The sequence below is a fragment of the Agrococcus versicolor genome (assembly GCF_039531815.1).
GTDB classification, from domain to species: domain Bacteria; phylum Actinomycetota; class Actinomycetes; order Actinomycetales; family Microbacteriaceae; genus Agrococcus; species Agrococcus versicolor.
On sequence record NZ_BAAAQT010000005.1, the window covers coordinates 222301 to 238215 of the forward strand.

A 15915-nucleotide genomic window follows, 5' to 3' on the forward strand; every position below is an offset into this window, starting at 1 on the left:
GCCGTCGACGTTCGCGGTTGCTCTGTCACCTGCGGTACCCGGCTTCTGCGCTTCGTTCCCACAGTGTCGAAGAGTCTTCGTATTCTTCGATGCATCCCGCCTCTGTCGCGAACCATCGCGATGTCAGGACGGCGGAGAGGAATCGCGGGCAACCGCGAAGGGACGAAGGGATGTCGCCATGAATGCAGCGCTCGTGCGATCCGTCGCAGTGCAGCAGTGGTGGAGCCGGAAGCAGCACCTGCTCGGCACGTCGATGGATCGTGCACTCGTTCGCTACGACGCCTGGTGGCTCGTCCTCGTCGCGGTGATCCTCGCTCTCGGCGCGACCGTGCTCATCGGTCTCGCGGTGTGGTGCCTCGTCACGGGTAGGGGCACCTTCACCGGACGGTTCGCCTTCGCGCGCGGCGGTGTCTCGATCAGCGTCGAATGCCGCTGAGCGTCGAGCGACGATGACGGCAACGCAGGGGTCGCTCGTCGAGGGTGGGCGACCCCATCCAGGCTCGATCGTGGCGCGATCATGAGCGTGCCCAGCGCTGTCCTGCTCGAGGTCCGGGGCGCGAGGATCTCCTACCGTCACGACCAGATGGTGGTCGACGGAATCGATCTGAGCGTCGACGCCGGCGAGCTCGTCGCCCTCCTCGGACACAACGGCTCGGGCAAGTCCACGCTGATGCGGGCCGCGTTCGACCTCGTGCCGTTGCGATCGGGCTCGATCGCGCTGCGCGGGGTGCAGAGCCGGAGGGCGGAGGCGCGACCGCACGCATTGCTCCTCGCTGGCAACGAGCAGCTGCCGACGTTCCTCTCCGGACGCGAGCTGATCCAGCTGCTCGCCACGATGTACGCCGTCCAGGTCGACGAGCCCCGCATCGACGAGCTGTTCGCGCTCTATGGCATGGCGGGTCGGCAGGACGACCTCATCGAGGACTACTCCCACGGGATGCGCAAGAAGACGCAGCTCGTCGCCGCACTCCTGCTCCGACGCCCGCTGACGGTCGTCGACGAGACGCTCAACGGCATCGATCGCGAGGCACTCGTGCTCGCCGAAGAGGATCTCGCCGGGCTGACGGACGGCGGTGCCGTCATCCTCTGCTCTCATGAGCTCCCCATGCTCGAACGCGTCGCGACGCGCGTCGTCGTGCTCGATGGTGGCCGCATCGTCGCAGATCTGCCGATGTCGCACGTGCTGGACGGCGACGGCGGGCTCGCGGGGGTGCTCGACGAGCATGCGCTCGATCGCTGAGCTCGGCGCCTCCCGTCGTCGGATCGCGGCGTTCCTCGGACTGCTGCTTCGATACGTCCGGCGACGAGTCCTTCGACGAGGCGTCCTCCGCTCTCGGCTCGCGCGGGTCGCCGCTGCGGTCGTGGTCGCCGTCGTGATGCTGGCATCCGTGGGCCTAGGGCTGTCCCTCTTCGTCGAGGCTCCGCTCGGTAGAAGCGACTGGGAGTACCTCTTCGGGCTCGCGTCCAGCTCCGCCATCGTCTGGACGCAGGCTGGCTTCCTCCTGATACGCATCCTGTTCCTTGCCGCTGACGACCTGCATCTCCTCGCCTTCCACCTCCCGCTGGGCGCACGCGAGCGCCAAGCGGGCTTCGTCCTGCTCGAGGCGCTGATGGTGCTCGTCGGATGCGCCGCCGGGCTCGCGGTGTTCGGCATCTCGGCGATCGTGGTGCTTGGGCCGCCAGGTCTCGTGCTCATCGCGACCTACCTGCTCATCCCCGTGCTCGTGACCTACTCGGTGCTGCAGGCTGGTGCAACCGTGGTCGCGCTCGCGTGCGCGGCGCTGCCGGTCGGACGCCTGCGCCGCATCGTCCTCGTCGCCCTGCTCGTCGCCCTGCTCGCCGGGAGCGTCGAGGTGTCCAGCAGGTTCCTCGTCGGCGCATCCGAGGGCGGGCCGGTGAGTCCGTACGCGGGCCTCGTCGAGTGGCTGCGGGAGACGGCACGACCATGGCCGCTTGCGCTCGGAACCGGCGCGCTCGTCGTCGTCGCCATCGCCGTCGCGGTCGCTCTGGTCGCCGCGCCGAGAGAGCATGTACCCGCGGCTGCCTACTCGCGCGTCCGGATCGGGCGCCTCGGGCGCGGCTTGCTGGGCGCCTACATGTTGCAGCATGCGCGCTCGCAGCAGACGATGCTCGCGATCGTCATCTCCGTCGCAGCATTCGCGGCGCTGACCGTTCGACCGATCGTGCACCCGGGCCTCGCGCTGACGCTCCTCTCGCTGCCCGGGCTCTATCAGTACGCCGCGTCACGTCGCCTGCATCGGCTGCAAGGTCATCGCCGGCCGGCGTGGTGGCAATACCTCGCGCTCGCGCTCCCTCAGATGGCACTGCTCGCCCTCGGGACGATCATCGCGGTGCTCGTGCTTCTGGCTACCCGACCCGCGTCCGTCGGCGAGGTCGGCGGCCACGTCGGCGCCAGCGTCGTGGGCATCGTGCTCGTCACAGCGATCGGCGTCGCATTTCCTGCCGACGATGCGAACCCGTTCTCGGTGCTCATCGGCGGCACGGTCTGCTCGTTCGCTCTCGCCGGCATGGCGCTGCTGCTCGGCGTCCTGAACGCCACGCCCCTGGTGCTCATGAGCTGCGTCGTCGCGCTCACCGTCGTCCTGGTCGGGCTGACGGTCCTCGGCATCCACGTCATCGAGAAGGTAGAGGCGCCGACATGCGCACCATGAGAGACATCCTGCTCGGCGTCATCGGAGCCGGCGTGGTCACCGCGGTCGTGGCAGTGTGCGCGCTCCTCGCCACGATGTTCTCCGCAGGTCGGGGCGATGGTAGACGCGAGGCGCTCTTCGGAGCGCTGTTCTTCGAGGCTGTGACCGACGCGTCCGGAGCGACGACCGTGACGGTCGGTCTCGACGACCCGATGCCGCTCGTCGTGTTCGTCGTCGTCGCCTTCGGCGTCATCATGCTCAGCATCGGCTTCTTCCATCTGCTCCGAGCTCGGCAGCTGGCGTTGCGCGCGGACGCTGGACATGCCGACGACGCATAGGGGGGTCGGTGCGGCCGGGGCCGCACTCGGCATCTCCGTAGGCGTGCTCATGCAGACCGCGCTCGCGTGGGTGCCGATGACGTGCGCGGCGATCGCCGGGCTGGTGGTGGAGGTGCTGACGGGGGCCGAGGGTCCATGGGCGATCTCGCAGCTCGCGCTCGCGTACGTCGCGGTGGCCTTCGTCGGCGCGTGTCTCATGCACGAGCTCGCGCACGTCGTCGTCGCAGCGTGGGGCGTGACCAGCCCGAGGTTCGACGTCGAGATCCGTCTGCTGCGGTGCTCGGTGCGCCCGTTGCATCCGTTGTCCCGAGGACGTGTCATCCTAGGCGCGCTCGCGGGACCGGGGCTCTGCATCACCGTGGGTTGCGCTCTCGCGATCGGCTCCGCCCCGGCGATCTGGGTCGTGCCCTTCGTCGCGCACGCAGTCTCGCTCCTGCCGACGTTCGGCGATGGGCGCAGCATCTGCGCCGCGCTTCGTGATGCATGACCCGCCCTCACGTTTCTCGCAGTCTGCACGAAAGCGGTGCTAGCGTCGGGGTGCCACGACTCGACGACGAGGGACCGAGGACGCATGACCCACCGCGCCACCGCGCTGCAGCTCTACTCGGTCCGCGAGCGGCTCGACGAGGGGCTCGCGCCCGCGCTCGAGCGCATCGCCGCCGCCGGCTTCTCGCGCATCGAGCCGTACGACCTCCTGCGGCTCGCCGACGAGCTGCGCACCGCGATGCCCGCCGCGGGCCTCACGGCGCCGACGGCCCACGCGCGCCTGCTCGGCGACGACCAGGAGGCCGTGCTGGCCGCGGCCGCGAGCCTCGGGGTCGCGACGATCGTCGACCCCATGACGGAGGCCGAGCGCTGGCGCACGCGCGACGACGTGCTGCGCGTCGCCGACGACCTGAACGCCGCGGCGGTGCGCGCCGCCGCCCACGGGCTCGTGCTCGGCTACCACAACCACGCGTGGGAGGCGCAGGTCGTCGACGGCGACGCCACGGGCCTCGACGTGCTCGCGGACGCGCTCGACCCGGCCGTCGTGCTCGAGGTCGACGCCTACTGGGCCGCGGTCGGCGGGGCCGACGTGCCCGCGCTGCTCGCGCGCCTGGGCGACCGCGTGCGCGCGCTGCACCTCAAGGACGCGCCGCTCGTCGACGGCTCCCTCTCGCACGACCCGCACGACCAGCTGCCCGTCGGGCAGGGCGCCCTCGACTGGCGCGCGATCCTCGCGGCGGCGCCGACGGCCGAGCTGCTCGTCGTCGAGTTCGACCAGTACCGCGGCGACGTGCTCGAGGGGGCGGCCGCGAGCCTCGCCGCCATCGACGCGCTCGTCGCGTGAGCCCGTCCATGGAACGAGGAGGCGGCGTGACGCTGCAGACCCCCGTCGGCATCGGCGTCATCGGCGCCGGCATGATCAGCGAGCAGTACCTCGCGAACCTCGCGCAGTACCCCGACGTGCGCGTCGTCGTCGTCGGCGACCTCGACGTCGCGCGGGCGCGTGCGCAGGCCGAGCGCCACGGCGTGCCCGACTCGGGCACGCCCGACGACGTGCTCGCCCACCCGGACGCGCGGCTCGTCGTCAACCTCACGATCCCCGCCGTGCACGCCGAGGTGTCGATGCGGGCGCTCGAGGCCGGCATGCACGTGTGGAGCGAGAAGCCCATCAGCGTCGACCTCGCCTCCGGGCGCGCGCTGCTCGCACGCGCCGACGAGCTCGGCCTGCGCGTGGGCATCGCGCCCGACACCGTGCTCGGCCAGGGCGTGCAGAGCGGCCTGCGGGCCATCGCCGCCGGCGTCGTCGGCGAGCCGATCGGCGCGACGACCGTCATGCAGTACGCGGGCCCCGACCGCTTCCATCCGAACCCCGAGTTCCTCTTCGCACCCGGCGGCGGGCCCGTGCTCGACATGGGGCCGTACTACCTCACGACCCTCGTGAGCGCGCTCGGCGCCATCCGTCGCGTCACCGCCGTCGGCCGCACGCCGCAGCCGACCCGCACGATCCAGGTGGGCGAGCGGGTGGGGGAGTCCTTCCCCGTCGGCGTGCCGACGCACGTGCACGCGATCGTCGAGCTCGAGCGCGGCGTCGCGCAGTCGACGTTCTCGTGGGACTCCGCGCTGCGCCGCACGGGCGTCGTCGAGATCTCGGGCACGGCCGGCACCCTGCGCATCCCGGACCCGAACATGTTCGAGGGGCCGCTCGAGGTGACGCGCGTCGGCCTCGACGTCGACGCCGAGAGCGTGTGGGAGGCCGTGCCGGCCGAGGGCGCCGTCGGCGGTCGCGGGATCGGCATCGTCGACATGGTCCGGGCCATCCGCGAGGGGCGCCCGCACCGCGCGTCGGGCGAGCTCGCGCTGCACGTGCTCGAGGCGATGCTCGCGATCGAGACGTCCATCCGCACGGGCGAGCCGCAGACGCTCGACTCGTCCGTCGCCGCCATGGTGCCCGTCGAGGCCGACTTCGACCCCACGCTCGCCCACGCGGTGCGCGCATGACCGCCGCGGCGCCGCGCGTCGGCATCCTCGGCGGCGGGTTCATGGCCCGCGTCCACGCGCACGCCGCCCGCTCGGCGCGCGCCGAGCTCGTCGCGATCGCATCCTCGAGCCTTCCCCGCGCCGCCGAGGCCGCGGCGGCGCTCGGCGTCGGCACCGCGCTGCCCGACGCGGCCGCGCTCATCGCCGCCGACGTCGACGTCGTGCACGTCTGCACGCCCAACACGACGCACGCGGGCCTCGCCGCCGAGGCGATCGCGGCGGGCAGGCACGTCGTGTGCGAGAAGCCGCTCGCGACGACGGTCGAGGACGCGCAGGCGCTCGTCGACGCGCTCGACGCCTCGGGGCTCGTCGGCGCCGTGCCGTTCGTGTACCGCTACCACCCCATGGTGCGCGAGGCGCGCGCCCGGCTCGCGGCGAGCGGGCAGGCGCTGCTGTCGGTCGACGCCGCGTACCTGCAGGACTGGATGCTGCTGCCGGGCGACGACAACTGGCGTGCGGGCGCCGCGCTCGGCGGCCCGTCGCGCGCCTTCGCCGACATCGGCTCGCACCTGCTCGACCTCGTCGAGTTCGTCGCCGGGGAGCGCATCGTCGCGCTCGCCGCCACGACGCGCACGGTGCACGCGCACCGGGGCGACGCCGCGGTGGCGAACGAGGACATCGCCGGCGTGCTCTTCCGCCTCGGCGGCGGCGCGGTGGGCACGGCGCTCGTGACGCAGATGGCGCCCGGTCGCAAGAACGCGCTCGCGATCGAGTGGCACGCCGCCGACGCGAGCTACCGCTTCGAGCAGGAGCGTCCCGACGAGCTGTGGATCGGCGAGCGCGCCGGATCGCGCCTGCTGCAGCGCGATCCCGAGATCCTCTCGCCCGACGCCGCACGCCTGTCGCGCGTGCCCGGCGGCCACCCCATGGGCTACCAGGACGCCTTCGACGCGTTCGTCGCGGACGCGTACGCTGCGATCGCAGGCGAGGCGCCCGACGGGCTCCCCACCTTCCACGACGGCCTGCGCGCCGCCGTGCTCACGGATGCGGTGCTGCGGTCGGCGGCCTCCGGCGAGTGGATCGAGACGACCGCACGAGCCCGGAGCGTGGCGGCATGACCGATCCGACGAGGCAGCAGGCGCGGCACCCCGTGACCCTGTTCACCGGCCAGTGGGCAGACCTCCCGCTCGAGGAGGTCGCACGGCTCGCGGCCGAGTGGGGCTACGACGGGCTCGAGATCGCCGCCTCCGGCGACCACCTCGACCTCGCGCGCGCCGACGAGGACGACGCGTACGTGCGGTCGCGGCTCGACATCCTCGACCGCCACGGCCTGCAGGTCTTCGCGATCTCGAACCACCTCGCCGGCCAGGCCGTGTGCGACGACCCGATCGACTTCCGCCACGAGGCCATCCTGCGCCCGTCCGTGTGGGGCGACGGCGAGGCGGAGGGCGTGCGGCAGCGCGCGGCGGAGGACATGCAGCGCGCCGCGCGGGTCGCCCGCAAGCTGGGCGTCGACACCGTCGTCGGCTTCACGGGCTCGTCGATCTGGCAGTACGTCGCGATGTTCCCGCCCGTGCCCGCGGAGCGCATCGACGCCGGCTACGAGGACTTCGCCCGCCGCTGGAACCCCATCCTCGACGTGTTCGACGGCGAGGGCGTGCGCTTCGCCCACGAGGTGCACCCGAGCGAGATCGCCTACGACTACTGGACGAGCGTGCGCACGCTCGAGGCCATCGACCACCGCACCGCGTTCGGCTTCAACTGGGATCCGTCGCACATGCTGTGGCAGCAGGTGGATCCCGTCGCGTTCATCTGGGACTTCCAGGACCGGATCTACCACGTCGACTGCAAGGACACGCGGCTGCGGCCCGCGAACGGCCGCGCCGGGGTGCTCGGCTCGCACCTGCCGTGGGGCGACCCGCGACGCGGCTGGGACTTCGTGTCGACCGGCCACGGCGACATGGCGTGGGAGGACGCCTTCCGCGCGCTCGCGGCCATCGGCTACGACGGCCCGATCTCGATCGAGTGGGAGGATGCGGGCATGGATCGCCTGCACGGCGCGGCCGAGGCCGTGACCCGCATCCGCGAGCTGCTGTGGCGCCTGCCGACCGCATCGTTCGACGCGGCCTTCTCGAACCAGTAGCCGCGGGTCCAGGGGAGGTCTGCGCATGGAGGACGAGACCGCCGAGGGCGCCGTCGCGACGCGGTGGCTGCGGTTCGCGGCCGTCGAGGCCGACGTGCGCAGCCCGCGATACGCCGACTGGGCGCGCGGCCTCGCCGCCGACGACGCGCTGCTCGCCCGCCTCGCGCCGCTGACGCGCATCGAGCAGCAGCCGAACCTCGTGCTCGCCGCCATCCGATTCGCGGGCGTACCGCTGCGACCGTGGCGCGGCGTCGCGCCGCTCGTGCACGAGCGCTGGGATGCGATCGAGCGGTGCGTGCGCACGCGTCGCACGCAGACGAACGAGGCGCGCAGGCTCGCGACGCTCCTGCCCGCCTTCGCCGCGCTGCCGCAGCCGCTCGCGATCGTCGAGGTCGGGGCGTCCATGGGTCTGTGCCTGCAGCCGACGCGGTGGTCGTACGCCTACGACGGGGGTGGCGGGGATGCCGCCCCGCATGTGCTCGGCGATCCGAGCGCGCCGCGGCTCGCCGCGCGCCTCGACGGTGCGATGCCGCGCATGCCCGAGGTCGCGTGGAGCGCCGGCCTCGACCTGCATCCGCTCTCGGCCGCGAGCGACGACGACGTGCGCTGGCTCGAGACGCTGCTGTGGCCCGTCGGCGAGGGCGAGGTGGATGCGGCGCGGCTCGACCGTCTGCACGCCGCCGTCGCGATCGCCCGCGCGCACGGGCCCGTCGTGCGCGCGGGGGACCTCGTGACCGACGCGGCGGCGCTCGTCGACGAGGCGCTCGCGGAGGTCGCGCGGGGGAGGGCTGCGACGGCCGTCGTCTTCCATACCGCCGTCCTCGCCTACGTGCCCGCAGGCGGGCGGGAGGCGTTCGCCGAGACGATGCGCGCGAGGGGCGCGACGTGGATCTCGAACGAGGGCCTCGGCGTGCTGCCCGAGGTGCGCGCGAGGCTCGACGCCCTCGACGCGAGCCCGGGGGAGGCCGACTTCTGCATCGCGGTCGACGAGCGGCCGGTCGCGCTCGCCGACGCGCACGGCGCCTGGGTGCGCATGCTGAACGCGACGGCGGGCGACGGCGCCGCATAGGGCCGGACGGTAGGGTGCCCGGGTGCCAGACGACGATCGCGATGCCCTGACGTGGGAGGGCGACGACGCCGACGAGACCCTCGTCACGCAGGACGCCCAGGCGCCCGTCGCCGGTGCTGCGACGCAGGCGACGGCCGCCGACGCTCCGAGCGAGCGCGTGCCCGGCACCCGCATCGTCGCCGTGCTCTTCCTGCTCCTCGCCGTCGCCTCGAGCGTCGGCTGGATCGCCGTCATGCTCGCGAACCCCGCGCAGCAGCAGACGATCCTCGCGCTCGCGATGTACCAGCTCGGCGAGCTGCTCGCCGTGCTCGCGCCCGTCGGCTGGTGGCTCGCCGCTCGCAGGCTCGCGCCGCAGCCCGTGCCGTGGTGGATCGCCGGCGTCGTCGTCACCGCGCCGTGGCCGCTGCTCGTGGGGGTGCTCGCATGACCGACCGCCAGGATGCGCTCGAGCCGGACGACGTGCCCGTCGACGAGGCGGCGGACGAGTTCGAGCCCGAGGAGCGCGAGCCCGAGGACGACGAGCTCGACGAGGGCGAGGAGCGCGCCGAGCGTCGCAGCGACGTCGTCATCGTGACCCTCGTGTTCGTGGTGCTCTTCGCCTACCAGCTCTACTCGGCGGTCGCGAACCTCGTCGCCCTGCCGCAGATCTACGCCGAGATCGGCCTCGCCGACGCCGTGCCGTGGCCCGTCCTCTACGCCGGCGTCGCGGTGCCGCCGGTGCTGTTCGCCGCCGCATCCGCCGTCGCTCGCGGACGCCGGCTCGCCGCCCGCGGCGCGATCCTCGTGCTCGGCCTCGCCGTGAGCGCCCAGCTGTCGCTGCTGCTCGAGGAGCTCGCGCGCCAGGCGGCCGTCACGGCCTTCGGGGGCTGACGCCGCGGGCCGGGGCGCCGCGCGTCAGATCGCGGCGACGAGCACGAGCGCGCCGAGCACGATCTGCGCCACGAGACGCGGCACGAGCGGCACGGCCGTCGCGCCGAAGCGCTCGGGGTGACGGGAGGCGTAGGCGTTCGCCGGGAAGACGGCGACGAGCAGCGCGATGAGGCCGATGCCGGCGGCGAAGCGCACGGTCGGCCACGGCGCGAGCAGGCCGAGCCCGCCGAGGATCTCGGCGACGCCCGACACGACGACGATCGTGCGCGGCGAGCGCAGGCCCGTGCCGCGCATCGCGGGCGGCACCATGGCCTGCATGCCGCGCTGCACGCGGGGCACGAAGTGCAGCACGCCCATCGCGACGAAGACGATCGCGAGCACGACGCGGAGCACCCACTGGGCGACGAGGAAGGCATCCATCGCCTCCATCCTCCCGCACGTGCGCGGCGCGGTCGCGCACGCCGCCCTCGAGAGGGGTCAGCGCTGCGGCGGACCGCCCGGCCCGGGCGGCGGGGGCCAGGGCACCTCGCCGCGCATGGGCGGCACCATCTGCGGCGGCGCGTAGCCCTGCGCCGGGGCCTGCGGCTGCAGGGTCGGCACGGGCTGCGACGCGAGCTGCCTGGACTGCGCCGTGGCTCCCGGGCCGTCGGCGATCGGCTCGACCGTCACGGCCGTGCCGTACGCGCAGATCTCCGTCCACGCCTGCGCGATCTCGTTCGCGTCGAAGCGCATCGCGACGATGGCGTTGGCGCCGCGGCGCTGCGCCTCCTCGACCATGCGCCCCATGACCTGCATGCGCGACTCGATGAGCATCTGCGTGAACTCGGGGATCTCGCCGCCGCCGATCGCGCGCCAGCCGGCGACCCAGCTCGTCGCGGCGTCGCGGCTGCGCACCGTGAGGCCCATGACCTCGCCGTGCACCGCGAGGATGCGGAAGCCGGGCAGGTCGTTCGTCGTGACGATGATCATGGGCCGAGTCTCCACCTCGCCACTGGGTGCCCGCTGACCTGGGTGGGGGCTGCCATGACGAAGCCCGGGTCGACGATGCCGTCGACCCGGGCTGCCGGGCTCGCTACTCGGAGACGAGCGTGTCGAACGCCTCGGGGTTGGCGTCGATCCATGCCTGGACGGCCTCGGCCTCGCGGCCGTCGCCGTACTCGTTCACGACCATGTCCTCGAGCGACGCGTACTGCTCGTCGGTCAGCTGGATGCCCGCGACGTACTCGGCCGCCTCGGGGAACTCCTCGGCGAAGCCGTCGGTGCCGAGGAAGTGCAGGCCCTCGGACTCGCCCATGGCGCCCTCGGGGTCCTCGAGCGCGCGCAGGTCGTAGGCCTCGTTGGCCCAGAACGGCGTCCAGGAGGTCACGACGATGTCACGCTCCTGGCTCGTGGCCGTGTCGAGCTCTGCGAGCATCGCCGCGGTCGAGGAGGTGACGAGCTCGTACGTGCCGTCGAGCTCGTACGCGGGCAGCATCGAGTCCTGCGTCTGGGCCGTGAGGCCTGCGCCGGGCTCGATCCCGAAGATCCGGCCGCCGAAGCGGTCGGCGTTCTCGGCGAGCTCGTCGATCGAGGTGATGTCGACGTAGTCGGGCACCGCGATCGTCAGGGCGGCGCCCTCGTAGTAGGTGCCGAGGTCCTCGATGCGGTCGCCGTACTCCTCCATGTAGGAGGCGTGGGTGAGCTCGGGCCATGCCGACGGGTACATGTCGACGTCGCCCTGCGCGAGGCCCGTGTAGAGCGGGCCCGCCTCGGTGAGCTCCTGCATCTCGACGGTGTAGCCGAGCTGCTCGAGCTGGTTCTCGAGGAGGTAGGCGGTGCTCAGGCCGTCCGTCCACGAAGGGAGGAAGCCGAGCGTGATGGTGCCGAGGCTGTCCTCGGCGCCGTCGCCCGAGCCGCCCTCGGTCTGGGCGCCGCTCGCGCAGCCGCCGAGGACGAGTGCGGATGCTGCGCCGATGGCCAGCATGCCGGTGAGGTGTCGCGTGTGCATCAGGGACCTTTCGTTCACTTCGGTGTCGTATGGGGTTCGGGGGTGGTGCGGGAGATGCCGGGAGGGTCAGGCGGCCTGCGCGAGGCCGCGAGCGCTCGCCGCCGTCTCGCGGCGACGGGCGAGCAGGCCGAGCAGCGAGGAGCGGTGCTGGCGAGCGGCGCCGAGGGCGCCGGTGAGCCGATCGAGGAAGACCGCGATGACGACGACGCCGATGCCCGCCTCGACGCCCGTGGCGATGTCGACGGTCGACATCGCCTGCACGATGTCCTGGCCGAGGCCAGGTGCGCCGGCGATGCCCGCGATGACGGCCATCGAGAGCGCGAGCATGATGACCTGGTTGACGCCGGCCATGATCGTCGGCATCGCCAGCGGCAGCTGCACGCCGCGCAGGATCTGGCCGGGGCGAGCGCCGAAGGCGTAGCCGGCCTCGACCGTCTCGGCGTCGACGCCGCGGATGCCGAGCTCGGTGAGGCGCACGCCGGGCGGCAGCGAGAAGATGATCGTCGCGACGAGCCCGGGCACGACGCCGATGCTGAAGAACACGATCGCCGGGATCAGGTAGACGAACGCCGGCATGGCCTGCATGAGGTCGAGGATCGGCCGCACGATCGCGCTCGCGCGGTCGCTGCGCGCCGCGAGGATGCCGAGCGGCACGGCGATCGCGACGGCGATGACCGTCGCGACGATCACGAGCGCGAGCGTCTGCAGCGCCGAGACCCACACGCCCATCGCGAGCACGAGCGCGAAGCCGATGCCCGTGGCGATCGCGAACCGCCAGGAGCGCAGCAGCCACGCGAGCAGCACGGCGACGAGCACGACGACGACGATGGGGGAGCCCACGAGCACGTCGGTGAGCGAGCGCACGAGCCAGCCCATCGCGGTCGAGACCGCACCGAGGAGCCCGTCGAGGTTGTCGCGCATCCAGCGGACGCCCGTCTCGGCCCACAGGCCGACGGGGAGTCGGAAGCCATCCATCAGCGCACCTCCTCGGCGTCGGCGACCAGCGGGCCGTGCGCATCGTCGGCATCGGCGAGCACCTCGTCGATGAGGTCGTGCGACACGGGCTGCGGCAGCACCATGAGCGGACCGGTGGCGTTGGCCGCCGGGCCGAGCGCGGCGAGCAGGGTGACGCGGGGGATGATGCCGGCGAGCCTGCCGTCGCCATCGGTGACGGCGAGGGGCAGCGGCGACTCCGCGGAGGGCACGAAGAGGTTCACGAGCACCTCGTCGTGGGCGACGCTCGCCGGCGCCGGTCGCACGATGCCCGCGAGCGTCGTCGCGCCCTGGCGGACGTGGGCGACGGCGTCGCGGTCGGTGACGATGCCGACGAGCGTGCGCTCGCGGTCGACGACGTAGGCGGCGGAGGCGCCGGCGTCGCGCATCTGGCGCAGCGCCGTGCGCGGGCCCGCCGACTCCGCCACGACGGAGCGCGGGCGCTCCATGACGTTGGCGGCCGTGAGCACGCGCGCCCGGTCGACGTCCTGCACGAACTGCTCGACGTAGTCGTTCGCGGGGTCGGTGAGGATGTCCTCGGGGCTGCCGACCTGCACGATGCGGCCGTCGCGCATCACGGCGATGCGGTCGCCGAGGAACATGGCCTCGTTGAGGTCGTGGGTGATGAAGACGATCGTCTTGCGCAGGCGCGCCTGCAATTCGAGCAGCTGCTCCTGCATCTCGCGGCGGATCAGCGGATCGAGGGCGCTGAACGCCTCGTCCATGAGCAGGATCTCGGTGTCGGCCGCGAGCGCCCTCGCGATGCCGACGCGCTGCTGCATGCCGCCGGAGAGCTCGGACGGCAGCCTCGCGCCCCATCCGTCGAGGCCGACGAGCGCGAGCACCTCCTCGGCCTTCGCGAGGCGCTCGGCCTTCGGCACGCCCCGCAGCTCGAGCGGGTAGGCGACGTTGGCGGCGACCGTGCGGTGCGGCAGGAGCGCGAAGTGCTGGAAGACCATGGCGATGCCGTCGCGGCGGATGCGGCGCAGCCGGGCGTCGGGGATGCCCGTGATGGTGTCGCCCTGCACGAGCACCTCGCCGCCCGTCGCGTCGTGGAGGCCGTTCAGCATGCGGATGAGGGTCGACTTGCCGGAGCCGGACAGGCCCATGACGACGAAGATCTCGCCCGGCTGGACGGAGAAGGTCGCGTCCACGACCGCGGCGGTGCCGGCGTCGGCGACGTCCTCGCGGGTCGCTCCGGCGCGGAGGCGCTCGACGACGCTCCTGGGGTGCTTGCCGAACACCTTGTAGAGGCCCTTGGCCTCGATGGCAGGTGAGATGGTCACGATGTCTCCGGCAGCGCATGCGGCTGCATCGGTCGCGCCCGGGTGGGCGGCCACGGGTGGCGCGTCGGTGACGACGCAGCGGGAGGCGATGTCGGATCGGCTCCGGGCCGCCGACCGTACGCTCGCCGGTGCGAGGCGCTGGGGCGTCGCCGGCGACCGCGGACTGGTCGGGTTGCGCCCCATCGGCGGGGCTCGTCCACGGTTCCACGAGGCGTGCGGCCCTGCAACCGCGATCCGCGGTTGCGACACGGTGGAAGGACGTGTATCAGCACGCGCGTTGCACGCCGTCGCGGCGTCGATCCGGCCGCCGAAGGGTCTCGGATCGATGCACGTTCGTGATGTTCGCGCGTGCGTCCGGCCGTCGTCCGGGGCCGGATCGGGCGCGCGTGCGTCGTCGGACGTCATCCGCACCCGCCCGATGCGCATGCCGATGGCTAGCATGGTCCAGGCACGCCGGCGTGCCTGCCCTGCAGTCCGTCCGCACCCCCAGCGAGGTCCCCGCGTGTCCAAGCCCGTCGTCCTCATCGCCGAGACCCTCTCGAGCGCCACCATCGACGCCCTCGGACCCGACTTCGAGGTCCGGCACGTCGACGGCACCGACCGCCCCGCGCTGCTCGCCGCGCTCGCCGACGCGCAGGCGCTGCTCGTGCGCAGCGCGACGCAGGTCGACGCCGAGGCGCTCGCCGCCGCGCCGAGCCTGCAGGTCGTCGCCCGCGCGGGCGTCGGCCTCGACAACGTCGACGTGCCCGCCGCGACCAAGGCCGGCGTCATGGTCGTCAACGCGCCGACGTCGAACATCATCTCGGCGGCCGAGCTCGCGATCGCCCACATCCTCGGCCTCGCCCGCCACCTGCCGGAGGCGCACGCGTCCCTGAAGGCGGGGGAGTGGAAGCGCAGCCAGTTCACGGGCGTCGAGCTCTACGAGAAGACGATCGGCATCGTCGGCCTCGGCCGCATCGGCGTGCTCGTCGCCGAGCGCCTCGCGGGCTTCGGCGTGCGCCTCATCGCCTTCGACCCGTACGTGAGCCCGGCGCGCGCCGCCCAGCTCGGCGTCGAGCTCCGCTCGCTCGACGAGCTCATGGCCGAGTCGGACTTCATCACGATCCACATCCCGCGCACCCCCGAGACGACGGGCCTCATCGCCGCGCCGCAGCTCGCGCTCGCGAAGCCGAGCCTGCGCATCGTCAACGCGAGCCGCGGCGGCATCGTCGACGAGGCCGCCCTCGCCGACGCGCTGCGCGAGGGGCGCATCGCCGGCGCCGGCCTCGACGTCTTCGTCTCGGAGCCGCCGAAGGACGACGCGCTCACGTCGCTGCCGACCATCCAGGTCACGCCGCACCTCGGCGCCTCGACCGACGAGGCGCAGGAGAAGGCGGGCGTCGCGGTCGCGCGCTCGGTCCGCCTCGCGCTCGCCGGCGACCTCGTGCCCGACGCCGTCAACGTCGCAGGCGGCGTCATCGACCCGTACGTGCGCCCCGGCATCGGCCTCGCCGAGCGCCTCGGCCAGTTCGCCGCCGGCCTCGCCGCGGGTCCGGTCGAGTCGGTCGACGTCGAGGTGCACGGCGACCTCGCGCAGTACGACGTGAAGGTGCTGCGCCTCGGCGCGCTCAAGGGCTTCTTCTCGCGCATCGTGAGCGAGCAGGGCGTCACGTTCGTCAACGCGCCCGTCATCGCGCAGGAGCGCGGCGTCACGAGCGAGCTCACGGTCGACGAGCGCAGCGACGAGTACCGCAACACGGTCTCGGTGATCGCGGCCACGAGCGACGGCCAGCGCGTCTCGGTCACGGGCACGCTCACCGGTCCGAAGCAGACGGCGAAGATCGTCTCGATCAACGGCCACGACGTCGAGGTGCCGTTCGCGGCGCACCACGTCGTGATGACGTACGAGGACCGCCCGGGCATCGTCGCGATCTACGGTCGCGCGTTCGGCGAGGCGGACATCAACATCGCGGGCATGCAGATCGCGCGCACGACCGCCGGCGGCAAGGCGCTGTCGATCCTCACGGTCGACCAGGCCGCCCCCGAGGCGCTGCTCGCCGAGATCGGCGACGCCATCCAGGCTGACTCGATCCGCGAGATCGACATCGTCGAGGCGTAGCACCTGGCGCGCTGTCG

General features: G+C 72.9%; 18 protein-coding genes. 13 read left to right on the forward strand and 5 right to left on the reverse strand.

The features are described from left to right. The 12 genes from ABD249_RS03800 to ABD249_RS03855 all read left to right on the forward strand — a co-directional run. Positions 1-436, forward strand: a 436-nt coding sequence (locus tag ABD249_RS03800; protein WP_344340487.1) for a hypothetical protein, incomplete at its 5' end; no start/stop codon positions are given. Positions 437-583: 147 nt separating this feature from the next. Then, a complete protein-coding gene (locus ABD249_RS03805; protein WP_344340488.1) occupies positions 584-1240 on the forward strand; it encodes an ATP-binding cassette domain-containing protein in 657 nt (218 codons plus the stop codon). A gap of 148 nt (positions 1241-1388) precedes the next feature. After that, positions 1389-2672, forward strand: coding sequence for a hypothetical protein (locus tag ABD249_RS03810; RefSeq protein ID WP_344340490.1), 1284 nt, complete (start codon positions 1389-1391; stop codon positions 2670-2672). Beyond that, positions 2660-2989, forward strand: a complete 330-nt coding sequence (locus ABD249_RS03815; protein ID WP_344340493.1) for a hypothetical protein — start codon at positions 2660-2662, stop codon at positions 2987-2989. The genes ABD249_RS03810 and ABD249_RS03815 overlap by 13 nt, the downstream gene beginning before the upstream one ends. A gap of 49 nt (positions 2990-3038) precedes the next feature. Further along, positions 3039-3476, forward strand: coding sequence for a hypothetical protein (locus ABD249_RS03820; protein WP_344340495.1), 438 nt, complete (start codon positions 3039-3041; stop codon positions 3474-3476). Between the two features lie 84 nt (positions 3477-3560). Further along, positions 3561-4319, forward strand: coding sequence for a sugar phosphate isomerase/epimerase family protein (locus tag ABD249_RS03825; RefSeq protein ID WP_344340498.1), 759 nt, complete (start codon positions 3561-3563; stop codon positions 4317-4319). Positions 4320-4345: 26 nt separating this feature from the next. After that, positions 4346-5473: a Gfo/Idh/MocA family protein gene (locus tag ABD249_RS03830; protein WP_425546281.1), complete on the forward strand. Its 1128-nt coding sequence runs from the start codon at positions 4346-4348 to the stop codon at positions 5471-5473. Then, complete coding sequence (locus ABD249_RS03835) at positions 5470-6570, forward strand: Gfo/Idh/MocA family protein (protein ID WP_344340500.1); 1101 nt, start codon at positions 5470-5472, stop codon at positions 6568-6570. Before ABD249_RS03830 ends, ABD249_RS03835 begins: the two co-directional genes overlap by 4 nt. Further along, on the forward strand, positions 6567-7595 hold the full coding sequence (locus tag ABD249_RS03840) for a sugar phosphate isomerase/epimerase family protein (protein WP_344340503.1): 1029 nt from the start codon (positions 6567-6569) through the stop codon (positions 7593-7595). The genes ABD249_RS03835 and ABD249_RS03840 overlap by 4 nt, the downstream gene beginning before the upstream one ends. A gap of 25 nt (positions 7596-7620) precedes the next feature. After that, complete coding sequence (locus ABD249_RS03845; protein ID WP_344340504.1) at positions 7621-8664, forward strand: DUF2332 family protein; 1044 nt, start codon at positions 7621-7623, stop codon at positions 8662-8664. A gap of 22 nt (positions 8665-8686) precedes the next feature. Further along, positions 8687-9091, forward strand: a complete 405-nt coding sequence (locus ABD249_RS03850) for a hypothetical protein (protein WP_344340506.1) — start codon at positions 8687-8689, stop codon at positions 9089-9091. Continuing rightward, the gene (locus ABD249_RS03855; RefSeq protein ID WP_344340508.1) at positions 9088-9534 is read left to right on the forward strand and encodes a hypothetical protein; all 447 of its coding nucleotides are present in this window, start codon (positions 9088-9090) and stop codon (positions 9532-9534) included. Before ABD249_RS03850 ends, ABD249_RS03855 begins: the two co-directional genes overlap by 4 nt. Positions 9535-9558: 24 nt before the next feature. On the opposite strand, the gene ABD249_RS03860 is transcribed toward ABD249_RS03855, so the two are convergent. The 5 genes from ABD249_RS03860 to ABD249_RS03880 all read right to left on the reverse strand — a co-directional run bounded on the left by ABD249_RS03860 (position 9559) and on the right by ABD249_RS03880 (position 13800). Continuing rightward, entirely contained in the window at positions 9559-9954 is a 396-nt protein-coding gene (locus ABD249_RS03860) for a DoxX family protein (protein WP_344340509.1), read from the reverse strand. A gap of 57 nt (positions 9955-10011) precedes the next feature. Beyond that, the gene (locus ABD249_RS03865) at positions 10012-10503 is read right to left on the reverse strand and encodes a YbjQ family protein (protein ID WP_344340511.1); all 492 of its coding nucleotides are present in this window, start codon (positions 10501-10503) and stop codon (positions 10012-10014) included. A gap of 103 nt (positions 10504-10606) precedes the next feature. Next, on the reverse strand, positions 10607-11521 hold the full coding sequence (locus ABD249_RS03870) for a glycine betaine ABC transporter substrate-binding protein (protein WP_344340512.1): 915 nt from the start codon (positions 11519-11521) through the stop codon (positions 10607-10609). A 66-nt stretch (positions 11522-11587) separates the two neighbouring features. After that, positions 11588-12496: an ABC transporter permease gene (locus ABD249_RS03875; RefSeq protein WP_344340514.1), complete on the reverse strand. Its 909-nt coding sequence runs from the start codon at positions 12494-12496 to the stop codon at positions 11588-11590. After that, positions 12496-13800 carry a quaternary amine ABC transporter ATP-binding protein gene (locus tag ABD249_RS03880; protein WP_344340517.1) on the reverse strand — a complete coding sequence of 435 codons (1305 nt, stop codon included), beginning with the start codon at positions 13798-13800 and terminating at the stop codon, positions 12496-12498. The genes ABD249_RS03875 and ABD249_RS03880 overlap by 1 nt, the downstream gene beginning before the upstream one ends. Before the next feature lie 502 nt (positions 13801-14302). Between ABD249_RS03880 and serA the strand changes: the two genes are divergently transcribed. Next, positions 14303-15898 carry a phosphoglycerate dehydrogenase gene (serA, locus tag ABD249_RS03885; protein WP_344340519.1) on the forward strand — a complete coding sequence of 532 codons (1596 nt, stop codon included), beginning with the start codon at positions 14303-14305 and terminating at the stop codon, positions 15896-15898. Positions 15899-15915: the final 17 nt, after the last annotated feature.